Here is an 18,570-nt window from a genome sequence, read left to right on the forward strand (position 1 = left end):
CCTGCCGTTCCCCTGCCAATCCGCTATCCTGTGCACTCCCCCGCTCCGGACCGCCTCATGGAACTGCACATCCGCCTGGAGGGCCGCAAAGGCCTGGCCGACCAGCTTTACCAGCAACTGCGCGCCGGTATCGACAGCGGCCACCTGGCTGCCGGCACCCAGCTTCCGCCTACCCGCCTGCTGGCCGAACAACTGGGCGTTTCACGCAAGACCGTGGCCGAGGCCTATTCACGCCTGACCTACGATAACCTGCTCAGCGGCGTGGTCGGCCGTGGCACCTTCATCACCCCGCGCCAGCCGCTACGCAACAGCGAAGCAGCCAGCATCCCCCTGGCCGGTGCCGCGTCCCTCGAACGCTGGCAACAGCGCGCCACGGTGCTCGCGCAACGCCAGTTGCAGGCACCCTCGCGCTACGACTTTATCGGCGGTGCTTCAAGCAAGGCACAGTTCCCCTTCGACCAGTGGCGCAGTTGCCTGAACTACGCCCTGCGCCGCAGCCAGCGCCACCCCGAGCGGCAGTTCGCGGCCCAGGGCCTGCCGGAGCTGCGCGAGGCCGTTGCCCACCACGTCGCCTACGCCCGTGGCGTGCATTGCAGCGCCACCGACCTGCTGGTGTGCAACGGTGCCCAGCAGGCACTGGACCTGATCGCCCGGGTGCTGGTCGAACCAGGTTGCCAGGTGGCCATGGAAGACCCCGGCTACCCGCCGGCACGGCAACTGTTCCTGGCCCTGGGTGCACGCCTGCAGTCGGTACCGGTGGACGCTGAAGGCCTGTGCGTAGAGCAGATCGCCGACGGTACCCGGCTGATCTACGTAACGCCTTCGCACCAGTTCCCGTTGGGCATGCCGATGAGCGAGCCGCGCCGGCACGCCCTGCTGGCGCGGGCTGCCGAGCTGGGGGCGTTGATCATCGAGGACGACTACGACTGCGAATTCCGCTACCACGGGCCTGCCTCGGATGCGCTGCAGCGCCTCGACCGGCATGGCCTGGTGGCTTATGTGGGGACGTTCTCCAAGACCTTGCTGCCCGAGCTGCGCCTGGGTTATGCCGTGCTGCCGCCTGCGGTACTGCAGGCCGCTTGCGTGGCCAAGCACCTCAGCGACTGGCACAGCCCGACCCTGCTGCAATGGGCGCTGGCGCGTTTCCTTGGCGAAGGCCACCTGAACAAGCACATACGCCGTTGTCACGAAGTCTACAGTGCCCGCCGCGAGCGCATCCTGGCACGCCTGGGCGGCGACCTGGCGCCGTGGTTCGACGCCATTCCCGCCAGCGCCGGCTTCCACCTCAGCGCCTTGGCCAAACCCGGGGTCGATGTGGAACTGCTGGCCAACCTCGCCCGCAAGGTTGAAGTCGGCCTGTATTCGCTGGCGCCGTTCTTCAGCGAAGCGCCGGTACGCCCAGGGCTGTTACTGGGCTTCGGCGCCATCGAATTGCTGGATATCGACCCGGCGCTTGACCGGGTGCGCGATACCCTGCAGCGCCTCAGCTGACCGGCGCCGCCTTGCCCGTGGCTGTCGGGCGGGCGATGGCCGCCGCATAGCCACGCGGGTTGAAACAGGCGGTCACCAGCAACATCGCCAACACCGTCACGGTCAGCAGCGTCCACGATGCCTGGAAGTCGCCACTGACATCGCGCAGCCAGCCGGTGATATACGGCACGATGCCGGTGATGATAAAGCCGATACCCTGCACGAATGCCGCCAGGCTGCCCGCTTCGGCGGGCGTTTTCAGGTGCTCCAGGGTTAGCGTCAGGCTCTGGCTGAAGCAGGCGCCCAGGCCAAAACCGATCATCGCCACCCACAGCCCCGAAGCCACCGTCGGCGCCAGCAGCAGGCCAAGGAAACCGGCCAGCTGGATCGCCAGCGCCAGCCACAGGCCCGGCCGCCGGTCTGCCCAGCGCCGCAGCAACAGCGGCAGGCCCAGCGCGCCGGCCACCTGGAAGATGGTCATCAGGCCGACCAGGTCGGCGCCGCCCTGGGCACTGCCGCCGTGTTCGATGTGGTAGGCCGGCAACCAGGCCACCATGCTGGTGTAGCCGCCATTGATCAGGCCGAAGTACAGCGCCAGCAACCACGCCCGGCGAGTGCCGAACCAGTGCCCGCCTGTGGCCCCAGCCAGCTTCGGCGTATCGTGGCACGGCCGCAGCACGGCCCAGGCCAGCACCGCCAGCACGGCCGGAATCGCCCACAGCCCCAGGCCGGCCTGCCAATGACCGAAGTGGCCACTGATGTGTGGCCCAAGCACTGCCGCCAGGCCGCCGCCACTCATCAGTGCCGCCGAATACAGGCCCATGGCCCCGGCCAGGCGCCCGGGGAACCAGCGGTTGACCAGCCCCGGCATCATGCCTTGCACCACCGCCACGCCCAGGCCGGCGACTACCGCACTGGCAATCAGCGCCCAGGCGCTGTCCAGTTGCAGGCGCCACAGGCAGGCCAGGGCAATCGCTGCCAGGCCGCCGAGCATGCCGCCATGCTCGCTGATCCAGCGCCGTAGCCACGGCTGCAGCAACGGCACCAGGCCCATGCACAGCACCGGCAGCGCGGTCAGCAGGGCCGCCTGCTGGTAGCCCAGGCCGGTGCTGGCGCGCATGGGTTCGAGTAACGGGCCGATACTGGTCAGGATCGGTCGCAGGTTCAGTGCCAGCAGGATCACCAGCAACAGGTTCAGTGCAGCTCTCATTGTGAATCGGTTCTCTTCTCGCAAGACCACGCCATTATCCCGGCTTGGCCGGGCTGGCAGAAATGAAGAGATTGGATGCTTGTCAGTGGCCACACGAATGCACGATTGGCCTCCCGCTTATGGCCGCAATTGGCTATCGGGGAGGCCCACGCACAGCGCTACAGTAGCGTCATTGCCACCCCACACCTTTTGGAGACTGCCATGCACAACCGTATCGAATGGGCCAAACACGCCCCCGAAGCCTACAAAGCCATGGTCGGCCTGGAACAGGCCCTGGCCAAGAGCGGCCTGGAGAGTTCGTTGCTGGAGTTGGTGCGCCTGCGTGCCTCGCAGATCAACGGCTGTGCCTACTGCGTCAACCTGCACGCCAACGATGCGCGCAAGGCCGGTGAGACCGAAGCGCGCCTGCAAACCTTGTGCGTGTGGCAGGAAACCGCCTACTTCACCCCGCGCGAACGTGCGGCGCTGGCCTGGGTCGAAAGCCTGACCCGCTTGCCTGAACAGGGTGCGCCACAGGGGAAGTACGAGGCCCTGCAAGCGCACTTCGAGCCGGCCGAAGTGGCCAACCTGACCTTGGCCATTGCCACCATCAATGCCTGGAACCGCTTCGGGGTCGGGTTTGCCATGGTGCCGGCCTGATTATTGATCGCTAACCTGCGCCGGCCTCTTCGCGGGTAAACCCGCTCCTACATCCGTACGCGGCCCGATGTAGGAGCGGGTTTACCCGCGAAAGGGCCGGCACAGGCAACACATCAACGCCCAGACAACCTCGCCCGATAGCTGCCAGGGCTTTGCCCGGTCCATTTCTTGAACGCCCGGTGAAACGCACTGGGCTCCTGAAACCCCGCCTGTTCGGCAATTTCGGCAATGCTCAACGCGCCTTCGCGCAAGCGCTCGAAGGCCATCGCCCGGCGCACCTCATCCTTGATCTGCTGGTACGACCGCCCCTCGCGCTCCAGTTGCCGGCGGAACGTACTGGCACTCACCCCCTGCTGCTGTGCCAGCGCCGCCAAGGTCGGCCATTGCCCATAACGGCGTGCCCGCAGGTGCCGGTACACCTCGGCCACCAACCCGTTCTGGTTGCGAAAGCGGATCACCAGCCCTTGTGGCGCACTGCGCAAGAACGTCTTCAAGGCCGCCACGTCCTGCACCACCGGCAGGCGCAGGCAGGCACTGTCGAACTCCACCTCGGTGCGCCCGCTGCCCAGGCGCAGATCTGGCCCCCACAACAGCAGGTCGTCCTCCTGGGCCGGGCGCGACACCGCCAGCTCGGTGCGGTCGATGGCAATCCGCCGCCCGCCCAGCCAACACAGGATGCCGACCATCAGCACCAGGTAGGTTTCCTCGGCGTACACCCGGGTCAGCGGGTCGGCGATGTTCGACTGCACACTGATCAGCGCCCGCCCACCGCGCAATGTCAGGCTGCCGCGCAGGTCACGCAGGAACAGGCCAAAGCCGCCCATGCACTGGCGCAGGGCCTTTTCCAGGTTGGGCTCGAGAATCAGCCCCCTGCAGATCAAGGCAAAACTGCCCAGCGGCATGCCGTGGCTGTCGAGGCGGAAGAACTCATCGCCCAGGCGCTGGATCAGCGCCAGCCACAGTTGCGCGAACGCCTTGGCCGGCACCCGCGCCTGGGGCTGATCGAGCAGTTGCGGGTCGATGCCCACCGCACGCAACTGTGCATCTCGCTCGGCGGGGCTGTTGCGCAGGGCGTGGAGCATGGCATTGAGAAAGTACACGGCGACCGAATCGCTATCGCGCATGGCGGTTTTCGCTGTCTATGCTGAGTGGCAAAAAGTGCCAGGTTGTTTGAACAGTTCCGGCATAGGCTGCAACAGAGCCTTTGCCTAGACTCGGACCCACTCCGGGACCGTACCGGCCATTCTCGCAGAGCCAGGCCCGGTCCCGCCATGCCTTCGCAATCGGAGCCTCTATGAGCAGCGCAGAAATCTACGTCGTCAGTGCCGTCCGTTCAGCCATTGGTGGCTTTGGCGGTTCCCTCAAGGACCTGCCGCTGGCCGACCTGGCCAGCGCCATCACCCGCGCCGCCATCGAGCGCTCGGGCCTGGCCGCCGAGCAAGTCGGCCACCTGGTGATGGGCACCGTGATCCCTACCGAACCGCGTGACGCCTACCTGGCGCGGGTAGCGGCCATGAACGCCGGCATCCCCAAGGAAACCCCGGCCTTCAACGTCAACCGCCTGTGCGGCTCGGGCCTGCAGGCCATCGTCTCGGCGGCCCAGGGCCTGCTGCTGGGTGATACCGACGTGGCCATTGCCGCGGGCGCCGAATCCATGAGCCGCGGCCCTTACCTGCTGCCGCAGGCGCGCTGGGGCGCGCGCATGGGTGACCTGCAAGGCATCGACTACACCGTTGGCGTGCTGCACGACCCGTTCGAGCACTTCCACATGGGCATCACCGCCGAAAACGTCGCGGCCAAACACGGCATTACCCGCGAAATGCAGGACGAACTGGCCCTGACCAGCCAGCGCCGCGCCGCCCGCGCCATTGCCGAAGGCCGCTTCGCCAGCCAGATCGTGCCGGTGGAGCTGAAAACCCGCAAAGGCAGCGTGCAGTTCAGCGTCGATGAACATGTGCGTGGTGACGTGACCGCCGAGCAACTGGCCGGCATGAAGCCGGTGTTCAAGAAAGACGGCACCGTCACCGCCGGCAACGCCAGCGGCATCAACGACGGCGCCGCCGGCCTGGTACTGGCAAGCGGTGACGCCGTGCGCCGCCTGGGCCTGAAGCCGCTGGCCCGCTTGGTCGGCTACGCGCATGCCGGGGTAGAGCCTGAGCTGATGGGCCTGGGGCCGATCCCCGCCACCCGCAAGGTGCTGGAAAAGACCGGCCTGAAGGTCCAGGACCTGGACGTAATCGAGTCCAACGAAGCCTTCGCCGCCCAGGCCTGCGCCGTGGCCAGCGAGCTGGGCTTCGACCCGGAAAAGGTCAACCCCAACGGTTCGGGCATTTCCCTCGGCCACCCGGTAGGTGCCACCGGCGCGATCATCGCCACCAAGGCCATCCATGAACTGCAGCGCATCCAGGGCCGCTATGCCCTGGCCACCATGTGTATCGGCGGCGGCCAAGGCATCGCCATCGTCTTCGAGCGCGTGTGAGGGGGCCTGAGGCATGAGCATTGAACAGATCGCCGTGATCGGCGCCGGCACCATGGGCAACGGCATTGCCCAGGTGTGCGCAGTGGCTGGCTACCAGGTGTTGCTGGTGGATGTTTCCGACGCGGCGCTGGAGCGCGGCGTGGCCACCTTGAGCAAGAACCTCGAACGCCAGGTCAGCAAAGGCACGCTTGACGCCGACAAGGCGGCAGCCGCAAAAACGCGTATCCGCACCAGCACCGACTACAGCCAGCTCGGCACTGCGCAGATGGTGATCGAAGCCGCCACCGAAAACCTGCAGCTCAAGCAGCGCATCCTGCAGCAGGTGGTGGCCAACGTCGCTGCCGACTGCCTGATCGCTACCAACACCTCGTCGCTGTCGGTGACGCAGCTCGCCGCCAGCATCGAGCACCCCGAGCGCTTTATTGGCGTGCACTTCTTCAACCCGGTGCCGATGATGGCGCTGGTCGAGATCATTCGTGGGCTGCAGACCAGCGACAGCACCTACGCCCAGGCGCTGCTGGTAACGGAAAAGGTGGGCAAGACCCCGATCAGCGCCGGCAACCGCCCAGGCTTTGTGGTCAACCGCATCCTGGTGCCGATGATCAACGAAGCGATCTTCGTGCGCCAGGAAGGCCTGGCCAGTGCCGAGGACATCGACACCGGCATGCGCCTGGGCTGCAACCAGCCGATCGGCCCGCTGGCCCTGGCCGACCTGATCGGCCTGGACACCTTGCTGGCAATCATGGAGGCCTTCCATGAAGGCTTCAACGACAGCAAGTACCGCCCTGCCCCGCTGCTCAAGGAAATGGTCGCGGCCGGTTGGCTGGGGCGCAAGAGCGGCCGCGGCTTCTTCACTTACTGAGGAACAGGCGCCATGCCCCCGATCAATGCCGCGATGCGCTGTGCCAACTTTGAAGAGCGACGTGACCGGGCCATGGCGCTGTTTGCCGAAAAGGGCTTTGGCCAGGTCAGCATGCGCGAGCTGGCGGCCCATGTCGGGCTGACGGCCGGCTCGCTGTACCATCACTTTCCCAGCAAGCAAGACCTGCTGTTCGATCTGATCGAGGAGCTGTACGAGGAACTGCAGGCCACCCTGGACCAGGGCCGCAGAGCCATGGCTCGGGGGGCTTCGGCGTTGAGCTGCCTGATTGCCGCGCACTGGCAGTTGCATGCCGAGCGGCCGTTGCAGTTTCGCTTGGCAGAGCGGGATTTCTGTTGCCTGAGCGACGAGCAGCAGGCCCGCCTGGCGCAGTTGCGCGGGCGGTATGAGGCGGGGCTGCTGAGGCTGATTGCGCCGCAGGCGAAGTTGCAGGGGCAAGCCCTGGTGGCCACGGCGCATGTGGTGGCGACCTTGCTCAACCAGTTGCCGGGGATGTTGCAGGGGCTGCCCGAAGCACAGGGGGTGGGGTTGATGGAGAGCATGTTGGTGGGTGGGTTGGAGCGGACCTTGGGTTGACCTGTCAGGGCCTCTTCGCGGGTGAACCCGCTCCCACAGGGAACTCACAAAATCTGAAATCTGTGATGTACCTGTGGGAGCGGGTTCACCCGCGAAGAGGCCACTGCAGGTTAACGCAGGAGCGACTGGATCTGCTCGTGCAGGGTATCCAGGTCGAACGGTTTGGCCAGGATCGGTGCCTTGCGGGTGATCGGGCTGCCGGATTCGAGGATTTCTGCCGGGTAACCACTGATGAAGATCACCTTCAGGTCCGGCCGCAGCTTCACCGCCGGCTCGGCAATCTCCACCCCGGAGATCCCGCCCGGCAAGCGGAAGTCGGTCACCATCAGGTCCAGGTGCGGCTTGCTCGCCAATATGGCGAACGCCTGTTCACCATCTTCGGCCACCAGCACGTGGTAGCCCTCACCCGCCAGGTAGTCACGCAAAATCATGCGGATCGCCGGTTCATCCTCAACCACCAGCACCACGTCTTGTGCATCTTCACTCATGTTAACGCCTTGAAATGCTTACAGTTGGCCATCAGACCCCAGGCTCACGCAGAGGTTGCCCGCGCCTGGTCGTTTTGTTGTTCGAATGTAGCCAGTGGCAATTGCAAGGTGAAGGTAGCGCCTTTGCCCTCTTCACTTTCCACCAGAATACGCCCGCCATGGGCATGCACGATCTGTTCCGAGATATACAGCCCCAGGCCCAGGCCACCGCTGGCATGCTGGCTGGCCACCCGCTCGAACTGCTGGAAAATCCGCTGCTGGTTGGCCATGCAAATACCGATGCCATGGTCCTGCACCTGCACGCACGCCAGGCCGTCCGCCTCGAAAACCCGCACCTGAACCGGTTTGCGTTCACCGTATCGCAAGGCATTGGACAACAGGTTGGCCAGTACTTGTTCAATCCGGAATTCGTCCCACTCACCCTGCAGTGGCTGGCAGCACTGCAACTCGATATGCGTGTCCAGCGCCGTGGCCTGGGCGGCAAAGTTTTCCACCAGGCCACGCACCAGCTGGCTCAGGTCAAAGGCCCTGGGCCGCAGCGACAGTTTGCCGGTGCGAATGCGCGACACATCGAGCATGTCTTCGATCAGGCGGATCAGGCTGTTGATCTGGCGCTCGTCGCGCTCGACCATGGCCTGCAGTTTGTCGCCACTGAACGCGGCCAGGTTGCCACGTGCCAGGTGCAGCTTGCGCAGCTGGGTTTCCAGGATCAGGCCATTGAGCGGGGTGCGCACCTCGTGGGAGACGATCGACATGAAGTCATCGCGCATGCGCACCGCGTGTTCCAGCTCACCGCGCGCCGTCTGCAACTGGGCCAGCAGCACTTCCTGCTCCTGGCGGCTGCGCTCCAGCGCCTGCAACTGGCGGTCGAGCACCTTGCGCTGGCGGTACAGGTCGACGAACACCGAGACCTTGCTCTTCACCGCCAGGGTGTCGAGCGGCTTGTGCAGAAAGTCCACCGCCCCGCTTTCGTAACCCTTGAAGGCATAGTTCATCTCGCGCCCGGCGGCGGTGACGAAAACGATCGGGATATTGCGGGTCTTTTCCGTGCCGCGCATCAGTTCAGCCAGCTCGAAGCCGTTCATGCCCGGCATCTGCACATCGAGAATGGCCAAGGCAAACTCGTGTTCGAGCAACAGCGACAAGGCGGCCTCGGCAGACTGGGCCTGGTGCACCTCGCGGTCTTCGCCCTGGATCAGGGCGTCGAGGGCCAGCAGGTTTTCCGGCAGGTCGTCGACGATCAGCAGTTTGGCGATGGTGTGGCTTAGCATGCGCTAGGCTCCAGGGCAGCGAGCAACTGCCCGATGCCACTCAGGGTAAGAATATGGTCAGGTTGATGCAGGGCCAGGGCGGCCTCGGGCATCAGCGCAACCTGTGCGTCGCGGGGGTCCTGGACGATGGTCCGGCCGCCGCTGTTCTTGATATAGGCAAGCCCTTGGGCGCCGTCTTCGTTGGCACCGGTGAGCAGCACGCCAAGCAGGCCGGCGCCATAGGCATCGGCCGCGGAGATGAACAGGTAGTCGATGGCCGGCCGGGAAAAATGCACCGGCGGCTCCTGGCTCAACGACAGGGTGAAGTCACGCTCCACCGACAGGTGGTAACCCGGCCCGGCCACGTAGATCTGCCCGGCTTCTACCGGCTGTTTGTCCCGCGCCTCGCTCACCGGACGGTGCAGGCGCCGCTGCAGCACCTCGGCCAGCTGGCTGTGGCGGTCATCCGGCAGGTGCAGCACACACAGCACCGGGATGGCAAAGCTTTCCGGCAACCCGCCCAGCACGGTAAACAGCGCCGTCACGCCGCCAGCCGATGCGCCGATCACCACCGCCTGCACGCCGTTCATGATTTGCGGTAGATCCGTTCGGGCTTGACCAGCGGCTCGAAACGCTCGCTGTAAGCGGAAAAGTCCACCGACTCCTTGCTGCCCAGCACCAGGAAGCCGCGATGGCACAGCGACTCATGGAACAGGCCAAAGGCACGGTCTTGCAGCTCCTTGTTGAAGTAGATCAGCACATTGCGGCACGACACCAGCTGGGTTTCGGAAAACACGCTATCGGTGGCCAGGCTGTGGTCGGCAAAGGTCACGTTGTCGCGCAGGGTGCTGTCCATGATCGCGTTGCCGTAGGCTGCCGTGTAGTACTCGGCAAAGTCCCGGCGCCCGCCGGCGATGCGGTAGTTTTCGGCGTACTCGCGCATGCTCTGCATCGAGTAGATGCCCTGCTTGGCCTTGTCCAGCGAGTGCGGGTTGATGTCGGTGGCATAGATGATGGTGCGCTCCAGCAGGCCTTCCTCGCGCAGCAGGATGGCCATCGAGTACACCTCTTCGCCCGTGCTGCAGCCGGCAATCCATACCTTGATCGACGGCCAGGTGCGCAACAACGGCACCACCTCGTTGCGCAGCGCCAGGAAGTGCCCCGGGTCGCGGAACATCTCGCTGACCGGGATCGTCAGGTACTGCAGCAGCTGCATGAACATGCCTGGGTCGTGCAGCACACGCTCCTGCAGCGCCGATACCGTCAGGCAGTCGAACTGGCGCAGCGCATGCAGGATCCGGCGCTTGATAGAAGCGCCGGAATAGTTGCGGAAATCGTAGCTGTACTTGAGGTAGATGGCCTCGATCAGCAAGCGGATTTCGATGTCGGTGTTACGTTCGCTAGTCAAATTCGCTCCAGTTGCGGCAGCCATACACGGATCAGCGAGAACAAGCGGTCCAGGTCGATCGGTTTGGCCAGGTAATCATTGGCACCGGCCTGCAAGCAACGCTGCTGGTCATCCTTCATCGCCTTGGCGGTTACGGCAATGATCGGCAGCTTGCGCCAGCGCGCTTGCTGGCGAATCAGCCGGGTGGCTTCAAAGCCGTCCATTTCCGGCATCATCACGTCCATCAGCACCAGGTCGATGTCGTCGTGCTGCTCCAGGCGCTCGATGGCCTCGCGGCCGTTGCGGCCGATTTCGACGATCGCGCCCTTGTGCTCCAGCGCGCTGGTCAGGGCAAAGATATTGCGCACATCGTCGTCCACCAGCAGCACCTTGCGCCCTTCGAACACCTTGTCGCGGCTGCGCGCGGTCTTGAGCATGCGTTGGCGTTCGTTGGACAACTGCGATTCGACCTTGTGCAAGAACAGCGTCACTTCGTCGAGCAGGCGCTCGGGCGAGCGGGCGCCCTTGATGATGATCGAGCGCGAGTACTTGAGCAGGTCGGCTTCTTCCTCGCGGGTCAGGTTGCGCCCGGTATACACGATCACCGGCGGGAAGGCGCGGATGTCTTCGGCAGTCATGCGCTTGAGCAGCTCGTTGCCGAGCATGTCCGGCAGCTTGAGGTCGATGATCATGCAGTCGTAGATGTTTTCACGCAGCAGCGCCAGGGCATCCTGGGCCATGCCCACGGCGGTGATCTCGACGTCGTCGTCACCGATCAGGCGGGCGATGCTCTCGCGCTGCAGGTCGTCGTCTTCCACCAGCAGAATGTGCTTGAGCTTCTGCGTCAGCTTGGCCTCCAGGCGGGCGAACACTTCTTTCAGTTCCTCGCGGCTGGTGGGTTTGACCGCATAGCCGACGGCGCCCATGTGCATGGCGGCTTCGACGCGGTCCTCGACAGAAATGATGTGCACCGGGATATGCCGGGTACTGGCCTGCTCCTTGAGGCGTTGCAGCACGGTGAGGCCGGAATGATCCGGCAGGCGCATGTCCAGCAGGATAGCGTCGGGGATGTACTGGGCGGCCAGTTCGAAGCCTTCGTCGGCCCCGTGCGCCACCAGGCAGCTGTAGCCCAGCTCATGGGCCAGGTCGAAGAGAATGCGGGCGAAGTTCGGTTCGTCCTCGATCACCAGAATGCAACGATTGCCGAATGGCGCCCGTTCACGGTCATCGGCAAAGGCCTGCACAGGGCGCTTCGGCGCAGCCACCGCCGCCACTTGCGGCACCGGCGGCAGTGCATCGACGGCCGGGCGCAGGCTAAGGGGTTCGACGTCCTGCGCCAGGTTTTCGTAGCGCTCCGGCAATACCAGGCTGAACACGCTGCCCTGCCCCGGGCTGCTGTCGACGCTGATGTGCCCGCCCAGCAAATGGGCGAGGTCGCGGGAAATCGACAGGCCCAGGCCGGTACCGCCATAGCGGCGGTTGCTGGTGCCATCGACCTGGTGGAAGGCACCGAAAATGGCCTGCTGCTGGTCGGCGGCAATACCAATGCCGGAATCACGCACGGCAAACACGATGCCGCTGCCCGGCTGGTAGCCGATGTTCAGGCTGACCTGGCCACGTTCGGTGAACTTGATGGCGTTGGACAGCAGGTTCTTGAGGATCTGCTCCAGGCGCTGGCGGTCGGTGAACAGGGTAGCCGGCACCTGCGCCTGGGCCGTCACCTCGAAGGCCAGGCCCTTGTGCCCGGCCAACGGCTCGAACATGCCACGCAGGCCTTCTACCAGGCGGGCCAGCTGGGTCGTCTCGGGCCGCACTTCGAGCTTGCCGGCCTCGACCTTGGCGATGTCGAGGATATCGTTGATCAGGTTGAGCAGGTCGTTGCCGGCCGAGTAGATCGACTCGGCGAACTTCACCTGTTCGCCGCTGAGGTTGCCTTCGGCGTTCTCCGCCAGCAGCTTGGCCAGAATCAGCGAGCTGTTCAGCGGCGTGCGCAACTCGTGGGACATGTTGGCGAGGAACTCGGACTTGTACTTGCTCGAACGCTGCAGTTCATCCGCGCGGGCCTGCAGTTCTTCCTGGGCCTGGACCAGTTCGTCGTTCTTGCGGTCCAGCGCGTCGGTGCGTTCGGACAGCTGCTCGTTGGTCTGTTCCAGTTCCGCCTGCTGGGTTTCCAGGTGGGCCTGGGACTCCTTCAACACGCGGGACTGCTCTTCCAGCTCTTCGTTGGCGGTTTTCAGTTCTTCCTGCTGCACTTGCAGCTCTTCGTTCAGTTGCTGGGTTTCGGCCAGCACTTCCTGCAGGCGCTGGCGGTAGCGGGCGCTTTCGATGGCAATACCGACGTTATCCTCCACCCGCTGCAGCAGTTCGCCGTCGCGGTCCTGCAACGGGCGCAGGAAGCCCAGCTCCAACACGCCGTTGACCTGCCCGCCATCGCTGGCCGGCATCAGCAGGGCGCTGCGCGGCAAGCCCTTGCCCAGGCCGGAACTCAGGTGGAAGTAGCTTTCCGGCAGGTCATCCAGGCGCAGCAGGCGCCCTTCGCGCACTGCCTGGGCCAGCAGGCCTTCGTGATCGCCCACTACCTGCTCGCGGGCCATTTGCTCGGCATCCAGGCCATAGCTGGCCACGCGCACCAGCCGGCCATGCTCGTCACGTACGTACAGCGCCCCGACCACACTGCCCAGGTAGCCGGCGAAGAAGCGCAGGATGTTGTCGCCGAGCATGGGCAGGGTCAACTGGCCCAGCACCTGTTCGGCCAGCTGGGTCTGCCCGTTGCGCAGCCAACCCTGGTGCTCCAAGCGCTCGGCCGAACGCTGCTGGGCCTTGAGGTTTTCGTCGTAGCTGCCAGACAACGCCAACAGATCGCGCCGCCCTAGGTAGGCCAACAGGGCGCTGAGGCCGACGATGAACAACACGAAGGCCGAAATCGCCGTGACGGTGACCGTGCTGACCTTGTCGTTGCGGGCCATGCGCAATTGCTGCTCGGTGCCGATAAGGTTGTCGAATTCCTTGCGGATCTCATCGGTCAGGCGCTTGCCTCGGCCATTGCCGATCAGCTCCCGATAGGCGCCGTCATTGCGGCGCAGGGTAATCATGTTGCTGCCAAATTCGTTCCACGCTTGCTGCAACGCCACCAGCCTGTCGATGCGGTCGACTTGTTGCGGGTTGTCCTCGACCATACCACGCAGGCTTTGCAGGCTACTGAGAATACGCGGCTTGGCCACCTCGTAGGGGTCGAGGAAGCGCTCGTCACCGGTCAGCAGGAAGCCGCGCATGCCGGTTTCCATGTCGATCGACAGCTTGACCGTTTCGTTGGCATTGCCGATCACCCGGTCGGTGTGCTCGACCCATTGCATGGCCGAGAGCAGGTAGTTGATCACCGCGACAAAGGCGACGGCGCCCAGCAGGCCCACACCCAGGGGAAGGCCGACGTTGCGGCTCAACAGCTTGCGGAAGCTTCGGTGGTCCATCGAGGCTGCTTGAATCATGTGAAAACGCCCGAGCAAGAAAAGTCCATTGAAAAGAGTGGCGGATCAGTCATTGTTGTTATCTGCCACTGCGCCGTCCTGATAAGCGAGTCTAACCAGCTTTACCGGGTCTGGCAGGGCATTTAGCCAGTATTTGAAGGTGGTGTGCGCCAATCGTTCCATCTATTTGCATGTATCGGTATCCTCGGGAACTTCTGCTGCCACCTGGAGCACAGATTAAAGACATTCATTTGCACAGGATCCGAACCATGCACCTTCTGGTAGTCGAAGATGACGACATCGTCCGTATGCTGATGGTCGAAGTACTCGACGAGTTGGGCTATACGGTCATCGAGGCGGAAGATGCCAGCGCAGCATTGCGCATACTTGAAGACCCGGGCCAGACATTGGCCTTGATGATGACTGATGTGGGGCTGCCGGACATGCGCGGCGAAGCGCTGGCCGGCAAGGCGCGCGAACTGCGGCCGTTGTTGCCGGTGCTGTTTGCCAGCGGTTATGCCGACAGCTTCAATGTACCCGAGGGCATGCACCTGATCGGCAAGCCGTTCAGCATCGACCAGTTGCGGGACAAGGTGGTGGCCATTCTGGGTAAGCCTTGAGACCGTGGCGTCTGCTTCGCGGGTGAACCCGCTCCCACAGGGTTCCCCTAATATTCAAGGTAGTGATTTACCTGTGGGAGCGGGTTCACCCGCGAAGAGGCCGGCACAGAGAACCCACCTCACAGCGCCCTGCGCAACAGGTAGGTATCCATGATCCACCCCTTGCGCGCCCGCTCCCGTTCACGCACCGCCAGGATCTGCGCTTTCACCATCGCCAACGGCCCGGCAATCAGCACTTCATCTTCGGTGCCCAGGTAAGCGCCCCAGTAGATCATCAACCCTGGGTCATCCAGCCGGGCAAACGCGCATTGCCCATCCAGCATCACCACGACATTGTCGATGGCCCCCTGCCCGGCCAGGCGCCGCCCTGGCAGCACGGTCAGTGGTTCGCCAATGCGGTTCAACGCCACTTGGTGCCGCGCCGCCAGTGCCTGCACGCTGCTGATACCCGGGATCACCTGCAGGCGCAGCGCTACGCCGCGTTCGCGGACCAGGTCCAGAATACGCAAGGTACTGTCATACAGCGTGGGCTCGCCCCACAGCAGAAAAGCGCCGGTTTCCCCGTCGCCCAGTTCCTGCTCGATCAGTTGGCCATACAACGCAGCCCGCTGGCGGTGCCAGTCCTGCACTGCGCCCAGGTAGTCGTCTGCCTGGTGATCGCGCAGCGGGTCGGCCACCTGCACCAGCCGATAGCCGCCCTCGGGGCGATAGCGTTGCAGGATGGCCTTGCGCAGGCGCACCAGCTCGTCCTTGTCGCCGCCCTTGTCGAGCACGAAGAACACACTGGCACTGCGCAACGCATCGACGGCCTCATAAGTGACCTGACGCGGGTCACCCGGGCCGATGCCGATCAACAACAGGTTTTTCATTGCCCTGCCCTTTGCCCTGCTCTTTGCCAAAGCCAGCCGCCATTGTCAGGCGGCTGCCGGTATTTGGCAAAGCGACCGGTCAGAAGATCGAGAAGTTGTAGCTGACAATCACCCGCGTCTCGTCCATGTCACGCGCCCACTGTTCATAGTTGCTGCGGTACGTGGAATTACGCAGGCGCACGCTGACGTCCTTGAAAGTGCCACTTTGCACCTGGTACTTTAACTCGGTGTCGCGTTCCCATTCCTTGCCTTCGGCGCTGCTGCCCGGCACCTTGATATTGTCACCGTTGATATAACGGGTGAAGAAGGTCAGGCCGGGCACACCCAGGGCTTTGAAGTCGTAGTCATAACGTACTTGCCAGGAGCGTTCCTGGGCGGCGGCAAAGTCGTTGACCTGGGCGTAGTTGACCAGGTACGGGTTGCTGCCATCCAGGTACGGCATGGCGCTGTCGCCATACATGCGTTGCCAGCCGGCACTGATCTTGTGGCCACCCAGGCTGTAGCCGAGCATGCCGCTGAACGCGCGGTGGTCGATGGCGCCAGCGCGGGCATTGCCTACGTCGTCGCTCTTGATCAGGCGCAGGTCGGCCGACAGGCTGCCCACCGCCAATGGCTGGCTGGCCACCAGGCCGAGGAAGTGCTGGCGGTAGATGTTCTCCAGCTTGGCTACCTGGTACTGGGCACTGAAGCGCTCGTTGAAGCGGTAATCGACACCGGCCAGGTCGAAGTGGTCGGCTTCGATGTCGCAGGCATAGCGCTTGTTCTTGCAGTGCACGCGAATGTCCTGGCGGTCGGTGGAGTCCCGCGCGGTGTATTTATCCAGGCGTGCCAGGGTGAACTTCAGGTCGTGCAGTTCTTCGGAGGTAAGCATCGCGCCATGGAACATGGTCGGCAGCAGGCGACCATCGTTGTACTTGAGCAGCGGTACATCCGGCATCATCGAGCCGTACTTGAGCACGGTGCTGGAAACCTTGACCTTGGCTGCCAGGCCCATCTTGGCGTACTGGTCGGCCGAGTGCCGCGGGTCGTGGCCGGAAGATGGCAGCAAACCACTGTTACTGTCGGCCGGGCTGGAATCCAGTTTGAAACCGACCATGCCCAGTGCATCCACACCAAAACCGACCGGGCCCTGGGTATAACCCGACTGCACATTGAGGATAAAGCCTTGCGCCCACTCTTCGCGCTTGGACGCACCCTGGCTGGAACTGCTGTGGCCGTCACGGAAATCCCGGTTGAAGTAGACATTGCGTGCTTCGACCTTGGCACTGCTGTCTTCAAGAAAACCGGCGGCCTGGGCATTGACGCCGGCACACAACAGGAACAGGCCGGCAACACGGCGCCCGGGGGCGAGGGGGAAAGCGGAAAACATGCGGGGAAACATCCAGAATCAAGGCGGGTTAACAACCTGTGGCACGCACTGGCCACGGCACTGCGACAAGGCCGAACAATAGCCGGCCATCATCTGAAATGATCGCGAAAAGGCTCTGGCACGCGCCATTGGACCATGGTCTAAACGCGTCGCCGGCGCGCCTGGAAAATGCTGCGAAATACCGCACGCAAAACTAGGAAAGTTCCCGGCTTACTTATAAAAAGTTAGCGGTTTACCCAGTACCGATGAATGACTACACTCGATATCAGCGAACAGCGTAACCCACCCGCGTGGCCGGCGTTTTCATTCTTCTTCAATGTTCGTCACGCCCTGCCACGACCGACGTACAGGAGTGATTACAGTGTCCAGACTTGCAGAGTTTCGTGCTGCCGAAAAAGCGCTCCAGGAACAGATGGCGCAACTGGAAGCGTTGAAAAAGGATGCCGGCCTCAAACGCGAAATCGAATTCGAGCAGAAACTAGTCGGCCTGATGAAAAGCTATGACAAGAGCCTGCGCGACATCATCGCCATCCTCGACCCCAAGGCTGTGGCGCGCGTTTCCAGCGCGGCCCCCAAGCAGCAGCGCCGCCCGCGCGTGGTGAAGGTTTACACCCACCCGGACACCGGCGAACGGATCGAGACCAAAGGCGGCAACCACCGCGGCCTCAAGGCCTGGAAAGAAAAATATGGCGCCGCCACGGTGGAAAGCTGGGTTCGCTGATGAAACATCAACGCCTGCTTCACACTTTTTTCACAAGAGCTGGCTCAGTATCGAGGCAGCTAAAGGACTAGCGACCCCATCACGCGCCCGCACATGCGGGCCTCTAATTCCAGCGCCCTGCCTTGTGCAGGGCGCTTTCATTTGCGCAATCGGCGCACTGCCGTATCATGGCCAGCCTGTCTGTTTTGCCGGTGCCCTGCGCCCGGCCCCGTCTCAGGAGTTCCCATGAGCCTGCACGATCTGCAAACCCTGCCTGGCGTTACCGCGCAACCCGATGCTGCCACCGCCCAGTTCGTCTTCAACCACACCATGCTGCGGGTCAAGGACATCGAGAAGTCGCTGGACTTCTACACCCGCGTGCTGGGCTTCCGCCTGGTAGACAAGCGTGACTTCCCCGAAGCCGCTTTCAGCCTGTACTTCCTGGCCCTGGTCGACCCGGCGCAAATCCCGGCCGATGACACGGCTCGTCACCAGTGGATGAAGTCGATCCCTGGCGTGCTGGAGCTTACCCACAACCACGGCACTGAAAACGATGCCGAATTTGCCTACCACAACGGCAACACCGACCCGCGCGGCTTCGGCCACATCTGCATTTCGGTGCCAGACGTGCGTGTTGCCTGTGCACGCTTCGAAGAACTGGAAGTGCCCTTCCAGAAACGCCTGCAGGACGGGCGCATGAACCACCTGGCGTTCGTCAAGGACCCGGACGGCTATTGGGTCGAAGTGATCCAGCCGACCGAGCTCAAAGGCTAAGCGTTCGTCGCGGCTCGCTCGTCGGGCCGGGAACTCCCGGCCCCTTGCTGTGGTATATGAAGGTAACTGCTTCACATGCCACAGCGAGGTAAGGACGATGCAATCTCTTCACTGTGAATACCGCGAGCACACCATCACCGCCAGCGTGATGCCCCACCCCGACTCCCCCCTGCCCTATGCAGCCGGCTGCCTGATTACCGCCCCCGACGGGCACACCAGCAGGCGCATGGCGATGCCGATGAAGTTCTTCTCCGATCTTGATAATGCGCAGCATGTGTCGCTGGCCCATGGCCGGGCGCTGGTTGACCAGCAGCTGGATGAAGGGCACAAGGTGTTCTGAGTCTGTTATTGCCTGTGCGGGCCACATTGCGGGGGGTAAAACACCCCCCCCGGGA

General features: G+C 63.7%; 18 protein-coding genes. 9 read left to right on the plus strand and 9 right to left on the minus strand.

Annotation, left to right across the window (positions count from 1 at the left end):
- The first annotated feature begins 57 nt into the window (after positions 1-57).
- Positions 58-1,491: a MocR-like pyridoxine biosynthesis transcription factor PdxR gene (gene pdxR, locus IAE39_RS19585; RefSeq protein ID WP_201205574.1), complete on the plus strand. Its 1,434-nt coding sequence runs from the start codon at positions 58-60 to the stop codon at positions 1,489-1,491.
- On the opposite strand, the gene IAE39_RS19590 is transcribed toward pdxR, so the two are convergent.
- Entirely contained in the window at positions 1,484-2,680 is a 1,197-nt protein-coding gene (locus tag IAE39_RS19590; protein ID WP_201205576.1) for a cyanate transporter, read from the minus strand. The two genes, pdxR and IAE39_RS19590, sit on opposite strands and share 8 nt — an antisense overlap.
- A 201-nt stretch (positions 2,681-2,881) precedes the next feature.
- Here IAE39_RS19590 and IAE39_RS19595 point away from each other — a divergent pair, with 201 nt between their 5' ends.
- The gene (locus IAE39_RS19595; protein WP_201205578.1) at positions 2,882-3,319 is read left to right on the plus strand and encodes a carboxymuconolactone decarboxylase family protein; all 438 of its coding nucleotides are present in this window, start codon (positions 2,882-2,884) and stop codon (positions 3,317-3,319) included.
- 113 nt (positions 3,320-3,432) lie between these two features.
- On the opposite strand, the gene IAE39_RS19600 is transcribed toward IAE39_RS19595, so the two are convergent.
- Entirely contained in the window at positions 3,433-4,443 is a 1,011-nt protein-coding gene (locus IAE39_RS19600; RefSeq protein ID WP_201205580.1) for an AraC family transcriptional regulator, read from the minus strand.
- A 170-nt stretch (positions 4,444-4,613) separates the two neighbouring features.
- On the opposite strand from IAE39_RS19600, the gene IAE39_RS19605 reads away from it, so the two are divergent.
- From IAE39_RS19605 to IAE39_RS19615, 3 genes are read left to right on the plus strand one after another with little or no spacing between them, the layout of a single operon-like run.
- A complete protein-coding gene (locus tag IAE39_RS19605; RefSeq protein ID WP_201205582.1) occupies positions 4,614-5,798 on the plus strand; it encodes an acetyl-CoA C-acyltransferase family protein in 1,185 nt (394 codons plus the stop codon).
- Between the two features lie 13 nt (positions 5,799-5,811).
- A complete protein-coding gene (locus IAE39_RS19610) occupies positions 5,812-6,660 on the plus strand; it encodes a 3-hydroxybutyryl-CoA dehydrogenase (protein WP_201205584.1) in 849 nt (282 codons plus the stop codon).
- Positions 6,661-6,672: 12 nt separating this feature from the next.
- Entirely contained in the window at positions 6,673-7,254 is a 582-nt protein-coding gene (locus tag IAE39_RS19615) for a TetR/AcrR family transcriptional regulator (RefSeq protein ID WP_201205586.1), read from the plus strand.
- 110 nt (positions 7,255-7,364) lie between these two features.
- Here the strand turns inward: IAE39_RS19615 and IAE39_RS19620 are convergent, their stop codons facing one another.
- From IAE39_RS19620 to IAE39_RS19640, 5 genes are read right to left on the minus strand one after another with little or no spacing between them, the layout of a single operon-like run.
- Positions 7,365-7,742: a response regulator gene (locus IAE39_RS19620; RefSeq protein WP_110743225.1), complete on the minus strand. Its 378-nt coding sequence runs from the start codon at positions 7,740-7,742 to the stop codon at positions 7,365-7,367.
- 44 nt (positions 7,743-7,786) lie between these two features.
- On the minus strand, positions 7,787-9,013 hold the full coding sequence (locus IAE39_RS19625) for a hybrid sensor histidine kinase/response regulator (RefSeq protein WP_201205588.1): 1,227 nt from the start codon (positions 9,011-9,013) through the stop codon (positions 7,787-7,789).
- Positions 9,007-9,582 carry a chemotaxis protein CheB gene (locus IAE39_RS19630; RefSeq protein WP_201205590.1) on the minus strand — a complete coding sequence of 192 codons (576 nt, stop codon included), beginning with the start codon at positions 9,580-9,582 and terminating at the stop codon, positions 9,007-9,009. Before IAE39_RS19630 ends, IAE39_RS19625 begins: the two co-directional genes overlap by 7 nt.
- Entirely contained in the window at positions 9,579-10,400 is an 822-nt protein-coding gene (locus tag IAE39_RS19635; RefSeq protein ID WP_201205592.1) for a CheR family methyltransferase, read from the minus strand. Before IAE39_RS19635 ends, IAE39_RS19630 begins: the two co-directional genes overlap by 4 nt.
- Positions 10,397-13,864, minus strand: coding sequence for a response regulator (locus tag IAE39_RS19640; protein WP_201205595.1), 3,468 nt, complete (start codon positions 13,862-13,864; stop codon positions 10,397-10,399). The genes IAE39_RS19635 and IAE39_RS19640 overlap by 4 nt, the downstream gene beginning before the upstream one ends.
- Positions 13,865-14,112: 248 nt before the next feature.
- Here IAE39_RS19640 and IAE39_RS19645 point away from each other — a divergent pair, with 248 nt between their 5' ends.
- Positions 14,113-14,463 (plus strand): response regulator, encoded by a 351-nt coding sequence (locus tag IAE39_RS19645; protein ID WP_201205597.1) that lies wholly within the window; start codon positions 14,113-14,115, stop codon positions 14,461-14,463.
- A gap of 119 nt (positions 14,464-14,582) precedes the next feature.
- On the opposite strand, the gene cobF is transcribed toward IAE39_RS19645, so the two are convergent.
- Together cobF and IAE39_RS19655 are read right to left on the minus strand one after the other, a co-directional pair.
- A complete protein-coding gene (gene cobF / locus IAE39_RS19650) occupies positions 14,583-15,332 on the minus strand; it encodes a precorrin-6A synthase (deacetylating) (RefSeq protein WP_201205599.1) in 750 nt (249 codons plus the stop codon).
- Between the two features lie 79 nt (positions 15,333-15,411).
- Entirely contained in the window at positions 15,412-16,701 is a 1,290-nt protein-coding gene (locus IAE39_RS19655; RefSeq protein WP_201205601.1) for an OprD family porin, read from the minus strand.
- Positions 16,702-17,062: 361 nt separating this feature from the next.
- Between IAE39_RS19655 and IAE39_RS19660 the strand changes: the two genes are divergently transcribed.
- From IAE39_RS19660 to IAE39_RS19670, 3 genes are all read left to right on the plus strand, one after another.
- Positions 17,063-17,422 (plus strand): histone-like nucleoid-structuring protein, MvaT/MvaU family, encoded by a 360-nt coding sequence (locus IAE39_RS19660; protein ID WP_201205603.1) that lies wholly within the window; start codon positions 17,063-17,065, stop codon positions 17,420-17,422.
- A gap of 225 nt (positions 17,423-17,647) precedes the next feature.
- Positions 17,648-18,175, plus strand: a complete 528-nt coding sequence (gene gloA, locus IAE39_RS19665; protein WP_201205605.1) for a lactoylglutathione lyase — start codon at positions 17,648-17,650, stop codon at positions 18,173-18,175.
- Positions 18,176-18,272: 97 nt separating this feature from the next.
- Complete coding sequence (locus IAE39_RS19670) at positions 18,273-18,515, plus strand: hypothetical protein (protein WP_201205607.1); 243 nt, start codon at positions 18,273-18,275, stop codon at positions 18,513-18,515.
- Positions 18,516-18,570 lie beyond the last annotated feature (55 nt).

Origin of the sequence: Pseudomonas sp. S37 (assembly GCF_016658545.1) — a bacterium.
Lineage (GTDB): Bacteria > Pseudomonadota > Gammaproteobacteria > Pseudomonadales > Pseudomonadaceae > Aquipseudomonas.

Excerpts from the sequence above, each read along its gene's own strand:
- pdxR (WP_201205574.1), top strand. The coding sequence starts at position 58 with ATGGAACTGCACATCCGCCTGGAGGGCCGCAAAGGCCTGGCCGACCAG.
- IAE39_RS19590 (WP_201205576.1), bottom strand. The coding sequence starts at position 2,680 with ATGAGAGCTGCACTGAACCTGTTGCTGGTGATCCTGCTGGCACTGAAC.
- IAE39_RS19595 (WP_201205578.1), top strand. The coding sequence starts at position 2,882 with ATGCACAACCGTATCGAATGGGCCAAACACGCCCCCGAAGCCTACAAA.
- IAE39_RS19600 (WP_201205580.1), bottom strand. The coding sequence starts at position 4,443 with ATGCGCGATAGCGATTCGGTCGCCGTGTACTTTCTCAATGCCATGCTC.
- IAE39_RS19605 (WP_201205582.1), top strand. The coding sequence starts at position 4,614 with ATGAGCAGCGCAGAAATCTACGTCGTCAGTGCCGTCCGTTCAGCCATT.
- IAE39_RS19610 (WP_201205584.1), top strand. The coding sequence starts at position 5,812 with ATGAGCATTGAACAGATCGCCGTGATCGGCGCCGGCACCATGGGCAAC.
- IAE39_RS19615 (WP_201205586.1), top strand. The coding sequence starts at position 6,673 with ATGCCCCCGATCAATGCCGCGATGCGCTGTGCCAACTTTGAAGAGCGA.
- IAE39_RS19620 (WP_110743225.1), bottom strand. The coding sequence starts at position 7,742 with ATGAGTGAAGATGCACAAGACGTGGTGCTGGTGGTTGAGGATGAACCG.
- IAE39_RS19625 (WP_201205588.1), bottom strand. The coding sequence starts at position 9,013 with ATGCTAAGCCACACCATCGCCAAACTGCTGATCGTCGACGACCTGCCG.
- IAE39_RS19630 (WP_201205590.1), bottom strand. The coding sequence starts at position 9,582 with ATGAACGGCGTGCAGGCGGTGGTGATCGGCGCATCGGCTGGCGGCGTG.
- IAE39_RS19640 (WP_201205595.1), bottom strand. The coding sequence starts at position 13,864 with ATGATTCAAGCAGCCTCGATGGACCACCGAAGCTTCCGCAAGCTGTTG.
- IAE39_RS19645 (WP_201205597.1), top strand. The coding sequence starts at position 14,113 with ATGCACCTTCTGGTAGTCGAAGATGACGACATCGTCCGTATGCTGATG.
- cobF (WP_201205599.1), bottom strand. The coding sequence starts at position 15,332 with ATGAAAAACCTGTTGTTGATCGGCATCGGCCCGGGTGACCCGCGTCAG.
- IAE39_RS19655 (WP_201205601.1), bottom strand. The coding sequence starts at position 16,701 with ATGTTTTCCGCTTTCCCCCTCGCCCCCGGGCGCCGTGTTGCCGGCCTG.
- gloA (WP_201205605.1), top strand. The coding sequence starts at position 17,648 with ATGAGCCTGCACGATCTGCAAACCCTGCCTGGCGTTACCGCGCAACCC.
- IAE39_RS19670 (WP_201205607.1), top strand. The coding sequence starts at position 18,273 with ATGCAATCTCTTCACTGTGAATACCGCGAGCACACCATCACCGCCAGC.